The sequence below is a fragment of the Neisseria uirgultaei genome, assembly GCF_962719845.1.
Lineage (GTDB): Bacteria > Pseudomonadota > Gammaproteobacteria > Burkholderiales > Neisseriaceae > Neisseria > Neisseria bergeri.
On the sequence record NZ_CAUIYF010000001.1, the window covers coordinates 37,341 to 57,179 of the forward strand.

The 19,839-nt window shown below is 51.2% G+C and carries 16 protein-coding genes and 3 tRNA genes; 8 read left to right on the forward strand and 11 right to left on the reverse strand.

Annotation, left to right across the window (positions count from 1 at the left end; all coding sequences use genetic code 11):
* Positions 1-20: 20 nt before the first annotated feature.
* Positions 21-2,375, reverse strand: a complete 2,355-nt coding sequence (gene rnr, locus Q9J32_RS00190; RefSeq protein WP_301883844.1) for a ribonuclease R — start codon at positions 2,373-2,375, stop codon at positions 21-23.
* 88 nt (positions 2,376-2,463) lie between these two features.
* Between rnr and Q9J32_RS00195 the strand changes: the two genes are divergently transcribed.
* The 5 genes from Q9J32_RS00195 to aspA all read left to right on the forward strand — a co-directional run bounded on the left by Q9J32_RS00195 (position 2,464) and on the right by aspA (position 5,149).
* A tRNA-Leu gene (locus Q9J32_RS00195) sits at positions 2,464-2,550 on the forward strand.
* Between the two features lie 32 nt (positions 2,551-2,582).
* A tRNA-Leu gene (locus tag Q9J32_RS00200) sits at positions 2,583-2,669 on the forward strand.
* Positions 2,670-2,708: 39 nt separating this feature from the next.
* Positions 2,709-2,799, forward strand: a tRNA-Ser gene (locus tag Q9J32_RS00205).
* A 232-nt stretch (positions 2,800-3,031) separates the two neighbouring features.
* Positions 3,032-3,604, forward strand: coding sequence for a hypothetical protein (locus tag Q9J32_RS00210; RefSeq protein ID WP_301883843.1), 573 nt, complete (start codon positions 3,032-3,034; stop codon positions 3,602-3,604).
* A 147-nt stretch (positions 3,605-3,751) separates the two neighbouring features.
* Complete coding sequence (aspA, locus tag Q9J32_RS00215) at positions 3,752-5,149, forward strand: aspartate ammonia-lyase (protein WP_301883841.1); 1,398 nt, start codon at positions 3,752-3,754, stop codon at positions 5,147-5,149.
* 71 nt (positions 5,150-5,220) lie between these two features.
* Here the strand turns inward: aspA and Q9J32_RS00220 are convergent, their stop codons facing one another.
* The 3 genes from Q9J32_RS00220 to ybaK are packed head-to-tail and all read right to left on the reverse strand — an operon-like array spanning position 5,221 to position 7,292.
* Complete coding sequence (locus Q9J32_RS00220; RefSeq protein ID WP_301883838.1) at positions 5,221-6,096, reverse strand: DMT family transporter; 876 nt, start codon at positions 6,094-6,096, stop codon at positions 5,221-5,223.
* A 1-nt stretch (position 6,097) separates the two neighbouring features.
* Complete coding sequence (locus Q9J32_RS00225) at positions 6,098-6,790, reverse strand: DnaJ domain-containing protein (RefSeq protein WP_301883835.1); 693 nt, start codon at positions 6,788-6,790, stop codon at positions 6,098-6,100.
* 22 nt (positions 6,791-6,812) lie between these two features.
* Positions 6,813-7,292, reverse strand: coding sequence for a Cys-tRNA(Pro) deacylase (gene ybaK / locus Q9J32_RS00230; protein ID WP_124215561.1), 480 nt, complete (start codon positions 7,290-7,292; stop codon positions 6,813-6,815).
* 74 nt (positions 7,293-7,366) lie between these two features.
* Between ybaK and Q9J32_RS00235 the strand changes: the two genes are divergently transcribed.
* The 3 genes from Q9J32_RS00235 (at position 7,367) to ttcA (ending at position 9,679) form a co-directional block, all read left to right on the forward strand.
* Entirely contained in the window at positions 7,367-7,729 is a 363-nt protein-coding gene (locus tag Q9J32_RS00235; protein ID WP_301883830.1) for a RidA family protein, read from the forward strand.
* Positions 7,730-7,763: 34 nt separating this feature from the next.
* Entirely contained in the window at positions 7,764-8,627 is an 864-nt protein-coding gene (gene ygfZ, locus Q9J32_RS00240) for a CAF17-like 4Fe-4S cluster assembly/insertion protein YgfZ (protein ID WP_301883910.1), read from the forward strand.
* Between the two features lie 92 nt (positions 8,628-8,719).
* Entirely contained in the window at positions 8,720-9,679 is a 960-nt protein-coding gene (ttcA, locus tag Q9J32_RS00245; RefSeq protein ID WP_301883828.1) for a tRNA 2-thiocytidine(32) synthetase TtcA, read from the forward strand.
* A gap of 93 nt (positions 9,680-9,772) precedes the next feature.
* Here the strand turns inward: ttcA and Q9J32_RS00250 are convergent, their stop codons facing one another.
* From Q9J32_RS00250 to Q9J32_RS00280, 7 genes are all read right to left on the reverse strand, one after another.
* A complete protein-coding gene (locus Q9J32_RS00250) occupies positions 9,773-12,712 on the reverse strand; it encodes a type III restriction-modification system endonuclease (RefSeq protein WP_301883825.1) in 2,940 nt (979 codons plus the stop codon).
* Between the two features lie 12 nt (positions 12,713-12,724).
* Positions 12,725-14,665 (reverse strand): site-specific DNA-methyltransferase, encoded by a 1,941-nt coding sequence (locus Q9J32_RS00255; protein ID WP_304675346.1) that lies wholly within the window; start codon positions 14,663-14,665, stop codon positions 12,725-12,727.
* Positions 14,666-14,887: 222 nt separating this feature from the next.
* On the reverse strand, positions 14,888-15,814 hold the full coding sequence (locus tag Q9J32_RS00260; RefSeq protein ID WP_301884442.1) for a CobW family GTP-binding protein: 927 nt from the start codon (positions 15,812-15,814) through the stop codon (positions 14,888-14,890).
* Positions 15,802-16,278: a Fur family transcriptional regulator gene (locus tag Q9J32_RS00265; RefSeq protein WP_118780170.1), complete on the reverse strand. Its 477-nt coding sequence runs from the start codon at positions 16,276-16,278 to the stop codon at positions 15,802-15,804. Before Q9J32_RS00265 ends, Q9J32_RS00260 begins: the two co-directional genes overlap by 13 nt.
* Before the next feature lie 76 nt (positions 16,279-16,354).
* Positions 16,355-16,810 (reverse strand): low molecular weight protein-tyrosine-phosphatase, encoded by a 456-nt coding sequence (locus tag Q9J32_RS00270; protein ID WP_301884800.1) that lies wholly within the window; start codon positions 16,808-16,810, stop codon positions 16,355-16,357.
* A gap of 64 nt (positions 16,811-16,874) precedes the next feature.
* Positions 16,875-17,981 (reverse strand): conjugal transfer protein, encoded by a 1,107-nt coding sequence (locus Q9J32_RS00275; protein ID WP_301884446.1) that lies wholly within the window; start codon positions 17,979-17,981, stop codon positions 16,875-16,877.
* 81 nt (positions 17,982-18,062) lie between these two features.
* A complete protein-coding gene (locus tag Q9J32_RS00280; protein WP_301884449.1) occupies positions 18,063-19,646 on the reverse strand; it encodes a class I SAM-dependent methyltransferase in 1,584 nt (527 codons plus the stop codon).
* Between the last annotated feature and the right edge of the window lie 193 nt (positions 19,647-19,839).

Genomic DNA, 19,839 nt, shown 5'->3' on the forward strand with positions numbered 1-19,839 from the left:
GGCAACTTCCTCGATACGGATTAGCGGTTATTCTTGGCTTTCTTTATTTTGATGGAAACGGATTTTTTACTTTTCCCCTTCTGCCCTTTCCCTCCTTTTTCCAATTTGCTGTTTGACGGGGTATTCTTCTTGGGTGGTTTGGCTTTTTTTCTTTTGGGTTCTGCATTGGGCATTTTGTTTTTTCCGGAATGCCTTCTGTCGGACGTGCCGCCCGCAATCAAGACAAAGTCAACTTTTCCGGTATCCAAATCGGCACGGGCCACTTTAATGGCAACCCTGTCGCCCATGTTGAAACGGATGCCGCTGCGTTCGCCTTCGATTGCCATGATTTCGGGGCGGAAGTTGAAATAGTCTTCGCCCAAATCGCTGATGTGCACCAAGCCGTCGATGTGGATGCCGTCTAGTGTTACAAAGATACCAAAACTGGTCATGCCGGAGATTTTACCTTCGAATACTTCGCCGACCTTATCGCGCATATAGTAGGTTTTCAGCCAGTTTTCCACATCGCGTGCGGCATCGTCGGCACGGCGTTCGCAAAACGAAGTATGCACGCCCAAAGCCTGCCAGCTTTTGTTTGGCGTGTAGGTCTGCTTGTCCAATACAGCTTTGATGGCGCGATGGACGGTCAGGTCGGGATAGCGGCGGATGGGGGAAGTGAAGTGGGCGTATGCTTCATAAGCCAAACCGAAATGCCCTTCGCAATGCGGTTCGTAAACCGCCTGCTGCATGGAGCGCAGCATCATGACTTGCAGCAATTCGGCATCGGGTCTGCCTTTGAATTGTTCGGCAAGCGCGGCATAGTCTTTCGGCGTCGGGTTGTTGCCGCCGCCAAGTTGAAGCCCCAACAGACCGAGCTGCTCGCGCAGGGTGGCGAGTTTTTCGGGCGTGGGACCCAAATGGTTGCGGAACAAAGCCGTATGTTTGTTTTTCAGCAAAAACTCTGCCGCGCAAACATTCGCCGCCAGCATACATTCTTCAATCAGCTTGTGGGCATCGTTGCGGACAACGGGCACGATTTTTTCAATTTTGCCGTTGCCGTCGAAAAGCATTTGGGTTTCGACGCTTTCAAACTCCACCGCGCCGCGTTTGAAACGCCTTTTCTGAAGGATTTTGAAGAGTTTGTAAAGGGTATCAATTTGGGCTTTGTGCGGATGGTCGATGCCGTCTGAAATCCATTTCCAAACTTGGTTGTAGGTCAGGCGGGCATGGGAGCGCATCACGGCGGGGTAGAAGCGGTATTCTTTAATATTGCCCGCGTAAGTGATGACCATATCGCACACCATGCACAAACGCTCGACATTAGGATTGAGCGAGCAGATGCCGTTGGACAGGTTTTCCGGCAGCATCGGAATCACACGGCGCGGGAAGTAAACACTGGTGCTGCGTTCCTGAGCGTCTGTGTCGATAGCGTCATCGGGGCGGACATAATGGCTGACATCGGCAATCGCCACGACCAAACGGTAATTGCGTCCGATTTTCTCGGCAAACACGGCATCGTCAAAATCGCGCGCCGTTTCGCCGTCTATCGTTACCAAAGGCAGGTCGCGCAAATCGACGCGGCCTTTCAAATCGCTTTTTCGTACATGGTTGGGAATTTTTTTCGCGGCTTTGGCACACGCTTCACCGAATTGGTGCGGCAAATGATGCTTTCGCACGGCAATTTCAATCTCCATGCCGCTGTCGGCATAATCGCCCAATACTTCGATGATTTTCGCCACTGCCGGCCGGTTCTGCTCAGGATAAACCTCAATTTCGCCGACGATAACCTGACCGGATTCGGGTTTGAAACGCGCCACGCCGTCCGGTTCCAATACGATGCTTTGGTTCAGACGCTTGTCTTCCGGCTCCAAAATCGCCACGCCCCTATCCATATAGAAACGGCCGACAACTTTGCTTTGCGCGCGTTCGACAATATCCAGAACCGTCCCTTCGCGCCGCCCCCTGCGATCTATGCCGGCAGGGCGAACGGTAACAATGTCGCCGTGCATGACACCACGCATCTGGTGTTCGTATAAAACGAAATCTCCTTCGCCCGTCGGCATGAGCGGTACGGCGAAGCCGAAACCGTCCTTATGCGCCTCGACGCGGCATTTGACCAAATCCAATTTGTCCGCCGCGCAAACCGCGCCCCGGCGGTTGATTAAAACCTGACCGTCCCGCACCATCGCTTTCAGACGGCGTTCAAAAAAGACATACTCGTCTTCCGTAATCGAAAGCTCGCGTGCAAGCGATTCAATTTTTGAAGGTACACCTTTGCGCTCCAACAATTCAATTATCCATTCCCGACTGGGCAAAGGATGTTCATAACGCTGTTTCTCCCGACCCAAAAACGGATCTTTTTCCCGTAAATTTAAATATTTAATATTTTTGTTCATTTTGACCGTTGACATTCTTTTTATGACCTATATAATGGCGACTTCTTTGCGGAACGACACTGTACCGCAAAACAGTAAATAAAGCAAAGCCCAGGTGGCGGAATTGGTAGACGCGCTAGCTTCAGGTGCTAGTATCCTCACGGGTGTGGAAGTTCGAGTCTTCTCTTGGGCACCAATCATACTTTGCTTTATTTCAATATTTAGATTGCCCAGGTGGCGGAATTGGTAGACGCGCCAGCTTCAGGTGCTGGTATCCTCACGGGTGTGGAAGTTCGAGTCTTCTCCTGGGCACCAAATAATAAATTATCCCGATTGGGATAATTTTCCGCCATTAGAGAGGTGGATGAGTGGTTTAAGTCGCACGCCTGGAAAGCGTGTATACGTGAATAGCGTATCGAGGGTTCGAATCCCTTCCTCTCTGCCAAATACAAATCCCAAACTTTTACAGTTTGGGATTTTTTGTTACTTACGCATTGATTCTATTGTAGAAAATCAGTTACGCCACATCACATCACGTTACCATTGATTACTATCCGTTACCGTTTTTTTATGGTATGTTTTATGGTACGTTTTACCCTCTTCCTAAGCCTGTAAGGACTCAAAAGGTGTATCCCTTCAAACGGCATTGTTCGACATGCTGCAAACCGAAAACCGATATGGTTGCACCGCATCCCAATCCGACCAACCTTTCCGAATACATCAGAACCTTAAAACGTGATTTGCCGTTCGGGGTTTCTATTGCGGGCGAAGGGCTGCTGTTCCGGCATTCCGTTCTGCGCGGCAGGTTGTTTCAGCCGCTGCTTGCGCTGTTTTTCGGTCTGCTGCTTTGGATAGGCGGCGGAAACCAGTTGCTCGAATGGGGTGTTCCTCCCGTATCCGATTCGGTTTACAGTGTCTTGACGGCGGGTTTTTCCGTGTTTTGGATGTGGCGCATGGAGCGTTGGTGGTATGCGCTGACGACGTGCAAATCGGTTTATATCGATGATAAGGAACTGGTTGTTTATGGTGCGTTCGGGCGTGTCCGTTATCGCGGCAGGCATGATGCGGCATATTCCGTCCATGTGCTTCCGCATTCCCTCTACCAATGGCTGACCGGAGGCGTTGCGCTGCTGACCGACCCGAGCGGACGCGGTGTGTGGACGGGCATGGTTTTGGGGCTGCACCGCCATAACCTCGGTGCGACGCTGGCGCGGAAAACGCTGGCAGACCTGCCGGAGCAGCATCCTTAAGACGCGGCATTTCGGCGTTCAGACGGCATTGTTCTTGAAAACACCATAGACAACGCCGCCCAACTGGTATAGTGTTCGTCCTGCTGCGGCATCTTTCCGATGGCGCATTTTTTCAATATTAATTATCCGACTTACAAAGGTAAAAACATGACTGTCCGTATCGAACACGATTTATTGGGCGACCGCGAGATTCCCGCCGAAGTGTATTGGGGCATCCACACCCTGCGCGCCATTGAAAACTTTAAAATTTCCACGCAAAAAATTTCCGACGTGCCGCAGTTTGTCCGCAGTATGGTGATGGTCAAAAAAGCGACCGCGCAGGCAAACGGAGAATTGGGTGCAGTAAAACCCGAAATCGCCGCCGCCATTGAAAAGGCTTGCGACGAAGTTCTGCTGAACAACCGCTGCCTCGACCAATTCCCATCCGACGTGTATCAGGGCGGCGCAGGTACTTCGGTCAATATGAACACCAACGAAGTCATCGCCAACCTCGCATTGGAAGCCTTGGGCTATGAGAAAGGCCGCTACGACATCGTTAATCCGATGGACCATGTCAACGCCAGCCAATCTACCAACGATGCCTACCCTACCGGCTTCCGCCTTGCCGTGTATTACAGCATCGGCGAATTGCTCGACAAACTGGCCATCCTGAAAAATGCCTTTGCCGCCAAAGCCGAAGAATTTAAAGACGTTTTGAAAATGGGCCGCACCCAGCTTCAAGATGCCGTACCGATGACTGCCGGACAAGAATTCCAATCTTTCCAAGTGTTGCTGGAAGAGGAAATCCTCAACCTTGACCGCACGCGCCAACTGCTTTTGGAAGTCAATTTGGGCGCAACCGCCATCGGCACAGGCGTGAATACACCCAAAGGCTATGCGGCTTTAGTCGTTGAGAAACTCTCCGAAGTCAGCGGCTTGCCTTGCAAACTGACTGAAAACCTGATCGAAGCAACCTCCGACTGCGGCGCATATGTGATGGTACACGGCGCATTGAAACGCACGGCGGTCAAACTCTCCAAAATCTGCAACGACTTGCGCCTGCTTTCTTCCGGCCCGCGCGCCGGTTTGAAAGAAATCAACCTGCCCGAATTGCAGGCCGGTTCTTCCATTATGCCCGCCAAAGTCAATCCCGTGATTCCCGAAGTCGTCAACCAAGTCTGCTTCAAAGTCATCGGCAACGACACGACGATTACCTTCGCCGCCGAAGCCGGGCAACTGCAATTAAACGTGATGGAGCCGGTCATCGCCCAATGTATGTTTGAAACGATTTCCCTCTTGGGCAATGCCGCCGTCAACCTCGCCGAAAAATGCGTCAAAGGCATTACGGTCAACCGAGAAATCTGCGAGCGGTATGTCTTCAACTCCATCGGGTTGGTGACTTATCTGAATCCGTATATTGGACACCACAACGGCGATTTGGTCGGCAAAATCTGCGCCCAAACCGGCAAAGGCGTGCGTGAGGTCGTTTTGGAACGCGGGCTGTTGAGTGAAGAAGAACTCAACCGCATCCTCTCTCCTGAAAACCTGATGAACCCCCATCTGTAACGTTGCAGACAAATGCCGTCTGAAGCAGGGATGCTGCTTCAGACGGCATTTTGTTATATCAATCAGCCGGATTATATGCCGAACAGTGCCTTGACCTCCGCCCAATAAAACAGGCAGGCGATGGAACACAGTGCCAACACGATTCCCGCCGTATTGATTGTGTTGATTTTTTCCTTAAAAAACAGTGCGCCCGAAAGCGTCCCCAAAACAATCACGCCGATATTCATACCGGCAAAAACCAGCGTGGGATTGTCCTTCATCATTTGGTGCGCGGTGATGTAGGTTACGATATTCATAAAATTCAAACCGCCCAAGAGTATGCCGCCGACCACACTCTCAACGCGCCATCTGACCGATTTGGCAAACAGGCAGGCAAACATCAGCACACCCGCCAGCACAAATGCAACCAGCAGGTTGCCCGCAAATGCTGTGCCGCTTTTGGCAATCTGTTTGAACAGGATGTCGATAATGCCGTAACCTGCCCACACGCCCAGCAGCAAGGCCGCCTGCCGCCACGCGCTGCCTGATTTTTTGCCGCCACCGTGCTTCCAAAGCAGGCAGAACAGCGCGGCAAATGCGAGGCACAGTCCGATTAGTCTGCCTTCGCTGAGTTTTTCACCAAACAGGGTCAATGCCGCAACAATCGGCAAAAACAGCGACAAACGCTGCGCCGCGTCGGATTTGACGATACCGGAGGCTTCTACGGATTTGCCCATAATGACAAATACGGACGGCAGCAGCACGCCCAAAGCGGCAAACAGCCACCATGTCGGCAAAAATGCGCCGATATTGCCGACATCCGGCTTCAATACCGACAGGGTCAGTATAACCGCGACCACATAATTGACGGCGACCGCCTGCGTGATGTCGATTTTTTTCTTCCTTGCCATTTTCAGCAAAATGGAAACCGACACGCTGAACACGATGCTGATTAACAGGTAAGCCATACTATATCCATTTCTCGGGTGCAACCGCCCTGCCGTCGTTGAAGCGGATAAAGCCGGCGATGATGCGGTAGAAATACCAGACGGTCGTTGCAATAATAATCAGCACGCCGATACCGAAACGGGCAGTCAGCGCGCCCACAAGATAAAGCCAAAATGTGCGCCAAAAGGTTTTAATCAGGTATTCGGTATGTGCGGCATAGATAATGCTGTCCAAACTGTTCCGTTTCATATAGGCGAGAATCACGCCGACTATGGGCATAAACTGCATGATTGCACCCAAACCGAACAGGATGTAGGCGGCGAGGACATAGTTGCGCCCGCTTCCACTGCCGGACGGTTCGTAAGCATGGCGCGAACGTGAGGCCTGCCGTTCAAACTCCTGTCCGAACGCCTGTTCGCGGCGCATCTGTTCGCGGTAAAACTGCTCCCTGCGCGCCTGTTCGCGGCGGAATGCCTCTTCCTGCCGCCCGCGTTCATCATGCCGTCTGAAGGACGCGTCGTATTGCGTCCGTTTCGACAGGTCGGAAAGCGTATCGTAAGCCCGTTGGATTTCTTTAAATTTTTCTTCCGCCTGCGGATTGCCCGGATTGCGGTCGGGATGGTATTTCATCGCCAGCTTGCGGTAGGCGCGTTTGATTTCGTCCGCCCCCGCCTGCGGCGACACGCCCAATACGGCATACAAATCTTTGTCCATATTGCTCCTTTATACTCCCCCATCAAACCGCTGCCTGTATTGTTTTCGGGTTCAAAATATTTAAATCTCCGGGACGGATGCCGATAATGAACCCGCGTTTTCCGCCATTGATATAGATGATGTCCAAATCCATCACCGACTGTTCGACGTAAATATCCAATTTTGTCCGGATGCCGAACGGCGTTGTGCCGCCGACCAGATAGCCCGTCCACTTGTTTGCCTGTGCGGGCGTGGCGGGTTCGATGTGTTTCGCACCCAAATGCCGCGCCAGATTGCGGGTTGAAATCTGTTTGTCGCCGTGCATCAAGACAATCAGCCCCTGCCTGTTTTCATCCTGTAAAACAATGGTTTTAATGACTAAGTGTTCGTCTTTTCCAAACAGGCGCGCAAATTGGGCCGTGCCGCCGTGTTCCTCATAGGCATAGGTAAAAGGTTCAAATTCGATGCCGTTTTCACGCAAAACGCGCACGGCAGGTGTTATCGGATAAGTGTGTTTACTCATTTTTCGTCATGCAAAACATGGAAATCGGTCAAGTGCAATGTTACCATATATCCCCTTTATCGAAGGAAACCGATATGGATATCCGGTATTTCGGCACAACGCCCCGCTATTCCGAAGCGGTTTGCGCGGGCGGTTTGATTTTCCTCTCCGGCATGGTTCCCGAAAACGGTGAAACGGCTGCCGAACAGACTACCGACGTGCTTGCCCAAACCGACCGCTGGCTGGCGGAATGCGGCTCGGACAAGGCACACGTTTTGGATGCGGTCATCTATCTGCGCGATATGGGCGACTATGAGGAAATGAACGGCGTGTGGGACGCTTGGGTTGCCGCCGGCAGAACGCCCGCCCGCGCCTGCGTGGAAGCGCGGCTTGCCCGTCCGGAGTGGCGTGTCGAAATCAAAATAACCGCCGTGAAGAAAGACGCGGCAACTGCATAAACAGATTTCCTTTATATTTCAGAGTACGCAAATGATGAAAACCTTACTGCCCTTTTTCGGCGTGGCGCGCGTCAGCGGCGAAGACCGCCAAACCTTCCTGCACGGACAGCTTTCCAACGACATCAATAATCTTCAGTCCGGGCAGGCGTGTTATGCGACTTACAACACGCCCAAAGGCCGCGTCATCGCCAATATGATTGTCGTCAACCGAGGCGGCGATTTGCTGCTGATAATGGCGCAAGACCTGCTTGAAGCAACGGTCAAACGCTTGCGGATGTTTGTCCTGCGTGCCAAAGCCGTTTTTGAAATCCTTGAAGATTACGCCGTCGGCGCGGAATTGGAAACATCCGCCGAACCGCTTGCCGCACAAGAACCCAGTCTCGCCTTTACCGCCGAATGCGCTTCAGACGGCATCTGCACCGTCGTCCTGCCCCATCGTGGCATTTTGCACATTGCCCCCAAAAACGCCCTGCCGCCTTATGATGCCGCCGCCGAAAGCGCGTGGCGGCTGCACGAAATCCGCAGCGGTTATCCGTGGATATGCGCGGCTACCAAAGAAACTGCCGTTGCCCAAATGCTCAATCAGCACATCATCGGTGGCGTACACTTTAAAAAAGGCTGCTATCCGGGACAGGAAATCATTGCCCGTGCCCAGTATCGGGGTCAGGTCAAACGCGGCTTGGCGGTATTGTCGGGAAATTCGGCCGTCGAAGCAGGAACCCTGCTGGCGGCAGACGGCGAAGAGGCCGGCATCGTACTCGACAGCGTTCAAGATTCGGAAAACTTTACCGCCCTTGCCGTGATTAAATTCTCCGCCGCGCAAAAAACATTGTCCGCCCCAAACGGCGGCAGCTTCAAAGCGGTCCGCACTTTCTTTAAAACCGAAAGTGCAGAATAAGCCGCCGATGCCGTCTGAAGCCCTTCAGACGGCATTGCCGCCCCGCCAATCGGTTACAATGCCGCCTTTCCAATTTTCAAACCCAAACCGCCATGTCCAAAAAAACCAAACAAGAACTGGAAAACAACAAACTCAGCAAACGCCTGCGCCACGCCGTCGGCGATGCGATTAACGATTTCAACATGATCGAGCCGGGCGACAAAATCATGGTCTGCCTCTCCGGCGGCAAAGACAGCTACGCCCTGTTAGACATCCTGCGCCAGCTCCAAGCCAGCGCGCCGATTGATTTCGAACTGGTTGCCGTCAATCTCGACCAAAAGCAGCCGGGATTCCCCGAAGAAGTATTGCCGACCTATCTCGAAAGCATAGGTGTGCCGTACAAAATCGTCGAAGAAGACACCTACTCCACCGTCAAACGCGTGTTGGACGAAGGCAAAACGACTTGTTCGCTGTGCAGCCGCCTGCGCCGCGGCATCCTCTACCGTACCGCAAAAGAATTAGGCTGTACCAAAATCGCCTTGGGACACCACCGCGACGACATCCTCGCCACCATGTTTTTAAACATGTTTTACGGCGGCAAACTCAAAGCCATGCCGCCCAAGCTGGTGAGCGATAACGGCGAACACATCGTCATCCGCCCTCTGGCGTATGTTAAAGAGAAGGACTTGATCAAATACGCCGAATTGAAACAGTTCCCGATTATCCCGTGCAACCTCTGCGGCTCGCAGCCCAACCTGCAACGCCAAGTCATCGGCGATATGCTGCGCGATTGGGACAAACGCTTCCCCGGCCGTATCGAATCGATGTTCTCCGCCCTGCAAAACGTCGTCCCTTCCCACCTTGCCGATACCGAACTCTTTGACTTTGTCGGATTGGAACGCGGTCAAAGCCTGAAACACGGCGGCGATTTAGCGTTTGACAGCGAAAAAATGCCCGAACGTTTTTCAGACGGCAACGAAGAAGATGAGAGCGAAATCAAAATCGAGCCGCAAAAAGCCGAACGCAAAGTCATCAATATTCTGGCGAACAAGCCGAAAACCTGCGGCGCATAGGCCTCCGCCGTCAAAAATGCCGTCTGAAACCCGTTTGGCGTTTCAGACGGCATTTTAAAATCCCGAAGCAGACGGCTCCCAAACATTTGTTTCTCAGTGTCCGTTTTCAGAATGTCCTCCTGCGGGCATATTTTGCCCGATCAGTTCGGCTATCCTCTCGCCGTCAAACTGCGTTTTGAACACCACCTTGATTTCTTTGGAAATCTCGGCAAACAGCTTTTCGGTATGTTTGATTTTCCGCTCTTCGCTTTTTCGCAAATCTTCCGCCCCGTCAGTCCCTTTGGCTTCAATCACAAAGTTCAGAATCTCGCCGCTTTTGGTTTTCACGATATAGGCAAAATCGGGCGAATACGTGCCGCCGCCGGCAACAGGGATTTTGATGGAGTTTCTCGGTATTTTAGTGAATACGGTTACGCCTTCAATTTGGTTGTTGGCGACATTTTCATGTTCTATATCCGAATCGTAGAAAATCTCGCCGAAGAGATAGCCGGCGGCAGGCCGGTGCTCCGTATCTTCAAATCTGCCCAAATCTGCTTTTTTCACCGCGCGCGGTTTGCCGTCTTTATCGGTAAATTTGGTCGGATGGATTTTGCTGCCGACAAGCCGGTAATCCAGTTCGAATTTATGGAAGGAATGATGAAGCAAAAACCGGTTGAAGCCGTTTTTGATTTGGGCGATGGTCTGCATATTCAAAAAATCGCCAATGTTCAGTTCGTTGCGGACGCGGTAAAACGCCTGATGCAAAGTCTGCATGCGGATTTTTGCCGTTTGTGCCAGTTTTTCCAGAAACTCTCGATAAGTCATTGTATTGAAACGGATAAAATCTCCATCTTCAAAACTGTCTATGCGGCGGGAAAGCATAAGCCCGTTGTTGATATAAGCTTCGTTTACCGCCGTGCGTATGCCTGCCTGCGGGAATTTGGCGGCGTTTTCACGCAAATAGGCGGTAAATAAATCGGCAAATTCGGCTTCATCCTTGATTTTGTACTGCAAAACGGCTTTATGGTGAATCAGCTCCCACAAGGCTTTGAGTTCTTCATATTTGCCTTCGCGCATGATGATGGTGTCTTTGCCTTCGTCTTTGGCGTTGCTGACTTTGCCTTTGTCCAAACCTTTGGGGAAGGCTTCGGGATAGGCGGCTTTTAATTTGTCATAGCCGTCTTCGGTAAAGTTTTCATTGTCGTCAATGATGCCGTCTGAAAACAGTTTGTTTACCAATACCAGCGGTTTGATATCTGGGTATTTTTGCAATATTTTTTGTTTCAGCTCTTCGGTAAACTTTTTGGAGATTTCTTCCTGAAAAGAATTGTCGTTAATTTCGCCGACAAGCTGCTTCACAAAGTCTTTTTCGCTGCTATCGACAAAATAATTCAGTTTGTACGGCACATCGCGCACCCGCGCCATCAGCTCGTTTACCGGCAGGCGCAGGCCGCGTCCGACTTCTTGCAGCTTGGAAGTCGTGCTGCCGCTGGAACGCAGTTTGCAAATCTGGAAAACGTTGGGATTGTCCCAGCCTTCGCGCAGCGTCCATTTGGAAAAAATAAAGCGGCGCGGGTTGTCCAAAGACAGCAGTTTTTCCTTATCGTGCAGGATTTCATTGATTTCCTGCTCGATTTTATCGTCGCTGTCTGTATTGTCTTTGGAAAAATAACCGCCGTGGCAGGCGGATACATCGTCCAACGTCTTTTGCAGGTAATCGCGGTAAAACGGGTCGCTTTCCGTTTTCAGGCGGCGTGCCGCTTCCGCACGGATCCAGCTTTCAAATTTATCTTTCAGGCTGCCTGAAAGCTCGTTGCCGCTGCGGTAGCCCGCAATATCGTCAATAAAAAACAGCGTCAGCGGCTTGATTTTGGGCTGTGGCGCGCGTTCTGCCAAAAGTGCGCGTTCCAGCTTGAAATGTTCGGCAACCGCCCGCTGCATCATCGCGTCCTGCACCGTTTGCGAATAGGAATAAGGGTTGATGACGGCACCCGTTTTCAACTCCAAGCCGTTGCTTAACACCACTGCGGTTTTATTCATTTTGTCGATTTTCAAATCCGAAATGGCCGGGTGGATTTGCGCCAAATCTTCGCCTTTTGCCAGTTTGAACGTCTGCTTTTTGTCCTTTTCGTTTAATTCAAATTTCGCTTCTTTACCGTCAAACGACACCAGTTTTACCGCTGCATCCATGCCGCCCTGCATTTCTTCCTGAAACACGCGCACGCCTTTGACCAGCCCGTCGTTAAACGCGCCTACTGCCGTCAAACGGTAAAGCAGGTTGTAATATTCGTCGTTAAATGTTGCACCGTAGCGCAAAATATATTGCGGTTTTAAGCGTTTGATATTACCCCACGTTTTCGCGCTCTCCCGGGTCGGGAATTTATGCGGTTCGTCCACAATCACAAACGGACGCACGGCGGCCAATGCATCAACGGGATTGTCAAACAAATCCTTCAATGCCTTGTCGCCCGTATCGGTCATGGACGGCGAATTAACCATGCCCGCGTTAATCAGCAGCACATGGATTTCCTTTTTGTTTTCCGCTTTGACAAACTGCTCAATCGTGATGGGCGCATTGGACTTTTTGCCCTTATTCTTTTTCGCGCTTTCCACCACATAGGTTTTCAGGCGCACGCCTTCATAATCGCCGCCGAAATCCTGTTCAAAATGCTCCGCCAAAGCCTTGCTTTGCAAAAACTGCTGCGTTCCCGCCTTAATGGACAAAGTCGGCACGACCACGATAAATTTGAACACGCCCAGCCAACGGTGCAGCTCGAACATGGTTTGTGTGTAGGTATAGGTTTTGCCCGTGCCCGTTTCCATGGAAATATCAAGGATATTTTGGTCGTCCGAACGGTCTGGAAATCGGCCGCCTATGCCGTTTTGGGTTTGCACTTTCAGGATATTGTCTGCGTATTGTTTTGCAGCAAACAAAAGTTCGGGATTTTCGTCTGCCGTCCGATATTTGGGCGTTGCCCCGTCAAACACGCCCAAAACCGCTGAAACCGCCCGCATTTGGTGCGGCTGGTTTTTCTCGTAATTAAAACCGCTCATGAATTGCCTCCGTCAAACCCTGATAACCACATTCAACTCAATCTCTTTTTTATTGGTATAACCGCGTACCGCCTGGTCAAGTTCGTGCTGCATTGCGCTTGCCATATTGCTGCCGAACACAATCACGCGGTTGGGATTGAAATCCGCATCGTCGTCCAGCTTGCGGATAAACTCCAACAAATCGGCGGAAGTAAAACCGGCATTCATCAGATACAGCCGTTTTTCGCACAGATACGCCGTGTAATCCCCTAACCGCACAGGCTCAACCGGCGTGGTCAGTGCCGCCCCGTCATACAGCGTCCAGGTGGTCAGAAGCGTTTGCAGCTGTTCTTCGCTTAATTCGTCGTTAAACGGCAAATCCGGTTGTTCGGGCGAAAAATCCTTGTCCGGATGCTGCCTGAAATTGTCTGCCGTTTGAAAGATTTTGAAGCCTAAATCGCCCGTGTAATCGGGATGCTCGGCGCGGATTTTGGCGGCGGCTTTTTCTATGCGGGCTTTGGTGATGTCGAAGATGGTCGGGTAGCCTGCTTTTTTTGCTTCCGCTTTGGGTTCTTCATTAATTTGAACCAAAATAAAATTTCTGTTTCCTTTATCCAAATTAAATTTCATTACAGCATGAGCGGTTGAACCACTACCAGCAAAGAAGTCTAAAATAATATCGCCATTATCTTTTGCAGTTGCTAGTTTTATAATTCGTTCTAATAAAGCTATACCTTTCGGGTCATTAAAAATTCCTTTACCAAGCATTTCTGCTAATTCTTCGTTATTTCCATGAGAGTGTCCAACATCTTCATAACTCCAAAATGTTCCGCAAGTAACGCCATCTCTTACTTCATTTAAATAAGTTTTTTTATCAATTCCACCATTTTTATTGAAATATAAGGCACCTTCATTATAAAGCTCTTGTAGCCTAGCTTTTGAATATCGTGGATAACGACCAGTTGGGGCAGTCCAAGTAATTCCATTAGGAAATGTAATTGTATAAATGCTATTGTTACTACCACTTCTTGCGTGAAGTGGTGTTGCTTTCCAAGCACCTTTAGGGTCGTTATCTCTGTTTTTATAATCTTTATTTTGCTTATCTGTTCTATCTAACAAATTTAAAGAAAATATATTTCTATTTTTTGCATAACATAAAATATGTTCATGCTGATATGAGACATCTGTATCATTTGAAACTGTATATTTGTTGTTCCAGATAAAAGAAGCAACAAAATTCCCTTCCCCAAACACTTCATCACACAACAACTTCAACTGCGCCGCTTCGTTATCGTCAATCGAGATAAAAATCACGCCGTCGTCCTTTAACAGTTCGCGGGCGACATACAGGCGCGGATACATAAAGGTGAGCCATGCGCTGTGCGAGTTTGAGCCTTTGTCGGTGAAATCTAAAATCCGCGCGGCTTCGTCTTCGTCAATATTCGCCAGGCGGGCAAGTTCGGCGGGTGTGAATTTGCGGTCGTCCTGATAGACAAAGCCGTCTGATCCGGTGTTGTAGGGCGGGTCGATGTAAATCATCTTCACGCTGTTTGTGTAGGCGTTTTTTAAGTGTTTCAACACTTCTAGATTGTCGCCACGAATCAGCAGGTTTTGGCTGCCTGCATTTTCGGGCTTGGCGTTGTGCATCTTGTCTTCACTTATCAGGGTTTCGGGCGGCAGGTTGCGAAGCAGGCGGGCATAGGATTTTCCCAGCCAGTTCATTGCATAAAATTCGCGGCTGATGTCGGTCTGCGGCGCGATTTCGGCTTGGAATTTGTCTATCAGGAAATGCCCGTCTGCGTCAAAACAGGCGGGAAAGAGTTTTTTGAGCTGTTCGAGTTGGGTAGAGTTGGCGGTAATGCCGTCTGAAGTGTAGATTGCCTCGGTGTTCGCCCCGGCTGTGTCGCTTAAATCAGGGCTTGGCTTGGCTTGGCTTGGCTTGGCTTGGCTTGGCTTGGCTTGGCTTGGCAGCATTTTAAAATCCTCGGTTTGAATTTGTCAATATATAACTGTCTGTTTTAAAATATTTTTTCACTTCATACGGCGTTTTTTGGGAAACGGGTGCGCCGTCTGAACGTCTGCCCGCGTGTTATTACCCGACGACGACGCGGCGGTTTTGACGCGGGCGATTTTGGAAACGGTTAAAGCCTTCAGACGGCATTTTCATTTCATATGCCGTCTGAAAGCGCGTGAACGCTATTCCAATGCGTCTTTGAGCTTTTGTTCGATTAAATCCGCGTCAAACGATTTGGCAATCAATTCAAAACGGGAATCGCGCCGCCAAGACACTTGGTTCGCGCCCCACTGCCCGTCCACCCAATTGAGCCACACCCAAGTGCCGAGCACTTGGAACACGCCTTTGGCGCGGACGAGTCCTTCGGTCATTTTGGTCAAATCATTGAAGAAGTTGGTCAATTTTTCGCCGTCGAAATCGCGTCCGGCGGGGAATGTGAAACCTTGCGACTGGAAGCCCATGGTGTTGTCCGGCAGGGCTTTGAGGCGGTAGCGTGATTTTTCGATGACGGGGATGTCAAGCCACCGGATGTCGAGTTGTGCGTTTCGGACTTCGACCACTTTGGCTTTGGGTGGGAACAGTTTTGCCGCTTTGTCGTGAAATTCGGCAAGCTGTTCGGGGGTGCATAAATCGGTTTTGCTGGCGACCAATACGTCGCAGATGCCGATTTGGTCTTTATACAACGCCTGTTGCGCGTAATCGGGGTTGATGAACTGGCGCGGATCGACGACGGTAAAGACGGCGCCGATTTCCAAAAGGCTGTCCAGCGGTTTGGCTTTGAGTTCATCGATGACGCTGGCGGCGTGCGCCAGTCCGCTTGCCTCAATCATCAGGCGGTCGGGCTTGGCGTCGCGCAGCATTTTCTGTACGGTTACGCCCATTTGCGGGCCGGCGGTGCAGCACAAACAGCCGCCGGCGATTTCTGCCACGGGGATGCCGTTGTCGCTCAATACCGCGCCGTCAATGCCGATTTCGCCGAACTCGTTGACGATGATGACCCATTTTTCGTTCGGGTCTTTTTGCGCCATCAGGCTTTTGAGCGCGGTGGTTTTGCCTGTTCCCAGAAAACCTGAAATCAGGTGGACTTTGGTTTTTTTCATTTCTGACATTTTTTACAGATTCCGGTTAAAACAACGTGTTCTTCTTTCAGCGCGAAGCCGCTTTCGGCAACGCCTGCGCGCAATGCCGCCCACTCGTGGCTGAGGGTTTGCTCGTCCGCCGTGCCGCATTCGGTGCAGACCAAAATAAACGCGCTGTGGTGCGCTTCGGCTTCTTCGTGGTCGTGGCAATGGTCGTCGCACTCGTGCTGCGCGTGGCTGCACAAAATATAGCCGTTGACCGCCGCCACTTTGTGCAAAACGCCCTGCTCCGCCCAAAAATCAAGGGCGCGGTAGGCGGTAGGCGGCGCAACCGCGCCCTCGCTCTGCTGCTGCATCTGCGACAAGACGTTGTAGGCTTTAATCACGCCGCTTTGCTGCAAGACAATATCGAGTACCTGCTCGCGCAAAGCGGTTACCTGCAAGCCTTCGCTGCGTGCCTGATCGATGATTTTCTGTTTGAAGTTTGTTTTCATAAATTTCCTGTTTATGCCGTCTGAACAACCGATACGGCAGGAGGCGGTTTTATATTTGTGTTTGTATTCAATTACTTTATTTGGAAATCTTTTCCAACAATGCCCGACAGCCCGCATCCGCAAGCCTGAAGGTTTCTTCAAAATCGCCCGTGTACCACGGATCGGGGACATGGTCGTAACCGCTTTCGGGTATCAGGTCGGTCAGTTTGAATATTTTTTCCGGCTGCCTGCCGAAGGTTTTTTCCAATTCGGACAAATTCTTGCCGTCCATCGCGATGATGTAGTCGAACGCCGCTGCATCGCTTTGGCGGATTTTGCGGCTGGTAAAGCCTGAAGCGTCAATGCCGTGTTTTTTCAATATTTTCGCCGTCTCGCGGTGCATATCCTCGCCGTCGTGCCAGCCCGATGTCCCCGCGCTGTCCGTTTCAAGGGGAATCCCCGCTTCGGCGGCACGGCGGCGCAAAATGTATTCCGCCATCGGCGAGCGGCAGATGTTGCCGAGGCAGACAAAAAGGATTTTCGGTTTTTTCATATCCGCGCCCTGTTCCAATGCGATGCCGTCTGAAGCGGAAACCCTTTCAGACGGCATCGGCAGGTCAATCGTATTGTGTACTGAAAAACGGATTGTGCCCTTCCCGTTTCAACGCTTCCGCATAGCTCGGGATGTTTTCCTGTTCGCCCAGGGGATTGTGCAACAGGTAAACGTGTTCCACGCGGCACTCCGCCATCAGGTCGAGGAAATTCTGCTGGATGACGGCGATGTTGTCGGTAAAGGAAAGCTGCCACGAAAACACCTGCGGCACGACTTCAAACGCGCCGTCGGTCGCATTAAATCCGAATAGAATCTGTCCGCCCGCCTTTGCCGCAACGACCACGCCGACGCGCGGACTCTGCATACGGACGGCGCGTATCGCGTTTGCCGCAAAAACATCCATCGCCATACGTTGGCGCGTGTGGCTGCCGTCTGAAAGCGCGCGTACCGGAGAATCCGGGGAAAGCGGATTGGCAAACAGCGTAACGCCTTCCGATGCAAGATTTTCCTGCCATACCTGCATTAAGGGCAGGCCTGCCTGAAGAAGGTTCTGACCCAATGCCGTCTGAACCTTGCCGCTGCCGAAACCCAGCGCGTAAACGACGTGGACGGACTGCCCTTCCGGCAGAAGGAGGGCGCGTTCTTCAAAACGGCGCAAATGTCCGGCAGCAGCCGCTTCGTCCTGTTTGGCACGCCACCACTCATCCGGCGCGACCGCACTCAAATCGGACGAATGCACAAGATAAGGCAGCCATTGTGTCTCTTGCGTCAACGCGCGCAGGTGCGGATAGTTTTGCAGGCAGGCAAACAATGCCTCCGTCGGCAGCTTCATCCCGATTGCACGTTCTTTTTTGCAGCCTGACACCAGCACGACCGGCAGGGCGAACCACTGCACTTCGCCTTCTTTCTCGCAATCGAGTACCGCGTTCACACTGGAAAGCAGCGCGGCATAAGTTCCGGCATCGGGCGACATCGTCAGCGCGAGGGAAAGGTTGATATAGTGGTTTTGCTCAAGCATCCCCCTGATTTCGGTTTGAAGTTGGCCGGACGAGAGTTTGCGCGAAGCCTGTGAGGAATTGTGCGCCAACTGGTAGGCATTGAGCAGCAGGTGGTTTTTAATCGGATTTTGGGGATACGGGCGCGTATCGGGCAAGGTAAATGTCTGGTTCATATGTGTCGTGTACCGTTTTTCGCAGTGTGTGTCTTTCCTGTCTGAAAATATATCGGACGGATTGCCGCCGGGCCTTGCCCGTCAATCCGCCGAAACGAGAAAATGCCTGTCTGCCAAGTCTGCCAATATTTCTTCCACATACACTTCGGCAGGCGGATGGAATGTCAAACCGTCGGGCGTGGTGCTGACGATGTTCAAGTTTTCGGCAACCGTTTCAATCAGTGCCTGTTTGGTCGTCGGCCGCGACAATTGGCGCATAATGTACAAATGCCCGTATCCGAATGAGGGCGTGCTTTCGTTGTAACGATTGGCAGGCCGGACAAAAGCTCCCGCACCGTGTTCCACAAAGGCAGCGACATAATCTGTAAAACGCGCCGGCACATAGGTTTTATGGTCTTCAAAAAATTGTTTGCCCGTATTGTCTGATGAAACAGAAAAACGCCCGAGAATGGTTTGCAATAAAAGTTGGGAATTGATTTTCATACGGTCAAATTCCAGACCGGGAAATCGGCGGGCGAGGTTTTCCGCAACATCTTCCGTTTTAAACGCCTCTCCGGTTTTCATCACATCACGTATGCCCGAAAGCAGGGTATCGTTTTCATCAAAGTTGATTGTTTCCCCTCTTGCCGGGCGGAAATTCAAACTTTCTATCACTTCGACAGTAACCGACTCATCACGCCTGATAGTATCCCCAACTTCCTCACGGCATAAAAGCGAACGGCGGAATTGGCGGTCGGATAAAATATCGCTGTAAAATTCTTTGGCAATATAATCGCCCCCTGCCAATGCCAGAATCCGCTCCCGCGTATGCTCCGCCATCCAAGAAACAAAAGACACGTGCAAATCGGTATCCCCGATATACGCCAGCCGGTGGCGGTTTGCCCATTCAATGAAGCCGTTGACGTAAATCGGGTCGTTGAATATTTCCATATATTCGTGTGCGACATAATAAGTATTGTGATTCAATATTTTTTGAATCGCCGGAAGTTTGCCGCCGCCGCCCAAGCCCTTGTCGTTTTCCAAAATTTCCGCCAGTGCCTTGAGCGCGTCCAAGCCTTTCCGCGTTCGCGCTTCCAAGGGTTCTTCAAGCACATCCCTGCCGGAAAAGTACATAATTTCGCGCAACTGCTCCTGCCGTTTCCAGCCGGGGTAAACATTGTATGAAATATAGGCAATGCCGTGTTCGGTCAGGTTGTTGCGGCAAATCGAAAAGATTTTGTCTTTAACTGCGTCAGGCACCCACGACCAAATACCGTGGACGATGATATAGTCGAATTTTCCGAATGACTCATCGACGGTCAAAATATCTTTTTCTTCCAGGCGCACATTTTTCAAGCCCATTTTTTCAATGATGGCGTTGCCCTGTGCAACCTGCCTGCCGGACAAGTCGATACCGGTAAATTCCGCATCCGGGTAATAAAGTGCCTGCGTGATGATATTGCCGCCCATCGAACAGCCCAGCTCCAAGACCTTGGCATTGGCGGCGGGCGCGGGCTGCAAACCCATCAGGCGGGCGCGCGCCTCCAAATTATTGATGGCGGTTTGAGAGAATGCGCCGGATTCGTACATCAAATCATCATATGAGTTTTTGATGTCGGACACATCCGGCGCACCGTTTTCCGTTGCAGTGCGCGCAAAGGCGGCTTTATTCTTTTTGTTCGGCATATTTTGTTTGTCTGAAGGCACTATTGCCCGCAAGTTTAACCAATTCGCCTGCCTACTTCAACCGCACGGAAATTATCGGCGCTTTCGGACGGGTATGCCGTCTGAAGTCCGGACGCATCCCTCCGCCATCTTGCCGAAATCAGGGATAAAGGCGCAACACTATGGTATATTGACCGTTTTATGCCAGCATCCC

Excerpts from the sequence above, each read along its gene's own strand:
- rnr (WP_301883844.1), bottom strand. The coding sequence starts at position 2,375 with ATGAACAAAAATATTAAATATTTAAATTTACGGGAAAAAGATCCGTTT.
- Q9J32_RS00260 (WP_301884442.1), bottom strand. The coding sequence starts at position 15,814 with ATGTCAGAAATGAAAAAAACCAAAGTCCACCTGATTTCAGGTTTTCTG.
- ygfZ (WP_301883910.1), top strand. The coding sequence starts at position 7,764 with ATGAAAACCTTACTGCCCTTTTTCGGCGTGGCGCGCGTCAGCGGCGAA.
- Q9J32_RS00210 (WP_301883843.1), top strand. The coding sequence starts at position 3,032 with ATGGTTGCACCGCATCCCAATCCGACCAACCTTTCCGAATACATCAGA.
- Q9J32_RS00220 (WP_301883838.1), bottom strand. The coding sequence starts at position 6,096 with ATGGCTTACCTGTTAATCAGCATCGTGTTCAGCGTGTCGGTTTCCATT.
- aspA (WP_301883841.1), top strand. The coding sequence starts at position 3,752 with ATGACTGTCCGTATCGAACACGATTTATTGGGCGACCGCGAGATTCCC.
- Q9J32_RS00275 (WP_301884446.1), bottom strand. The coding sequence starts at position 17,981 with ATGAACCAGACATTTACCTTGCCCGATACGCGCCCGTATCCCCAAAAT.
- Q9J32_RS00255 (WP_304675346.1), bottom strand. The coding sequence starts at position 14,665 with ATGCTGCCAAGCCAAGCCAAGCCAAGCCAAGCCAAGCCAAGCCAAGCC.
- Q9J32_RS00265 (WP_118780170.1), bottom strand. The coding sequence starts at position 16,278 with ATGAAAACAAACTTCAAACAGAAAATCATCGATCAGGCACGCAGCGAA.
- Q9J32_RS00270 (WP_301884800.1), bottom strand. The coding sequence starts at position 16,810 with ATGAAAAAACCGAAAATCCTTTTTGTCTGCCTCGGCAACATCTGCCGC.
- Q9J32_RS00225 (WP_301883835.1), bottom strand. The coding sequence starts at position 6,790 with ATGGACAAAGATTTGTATGCCGTATTGGGCGTGTCGCCGCAGGCGGGG.
- Q9J32_RS00250 (WP_301883825.1), bottom strand. The coding sequence starts at position 12,712 with ATGAGCGGTTTTAATTACGAGAAAAACCAGCCGCACCAAATGCGGGCG.
- Q9J32_RS00235 (WP_301883830.1), top strand. The coding sequence starts at position 7,367 with ATGGATATCCGGTATTTCGGCACAACGCCCCGCTATTCCGAAGCGGTT.
- ybaK (WP_124215561.1), bottom strand. The coding sequence starts at position 7,292 with ATGAGTAAACACACTTATCCGATAACACCTGCCGTGCGCGTTTTGCGT.
- Q9J32_RS00280 (WP_301884449.1), bottom strand. The coding sequence starts at position 19,646 with ATGCCGAACAAAAAGAATAAAGCCGCCTTTGCGCGCACTGCAACGGAA.
- ttcA (WP_301883828.1), top strand. The coding sequence starts at position 8,720 with ATGTCCAAAAAAACCAAACAAGAACTGGAAAACAACAAACTCAGCAAA.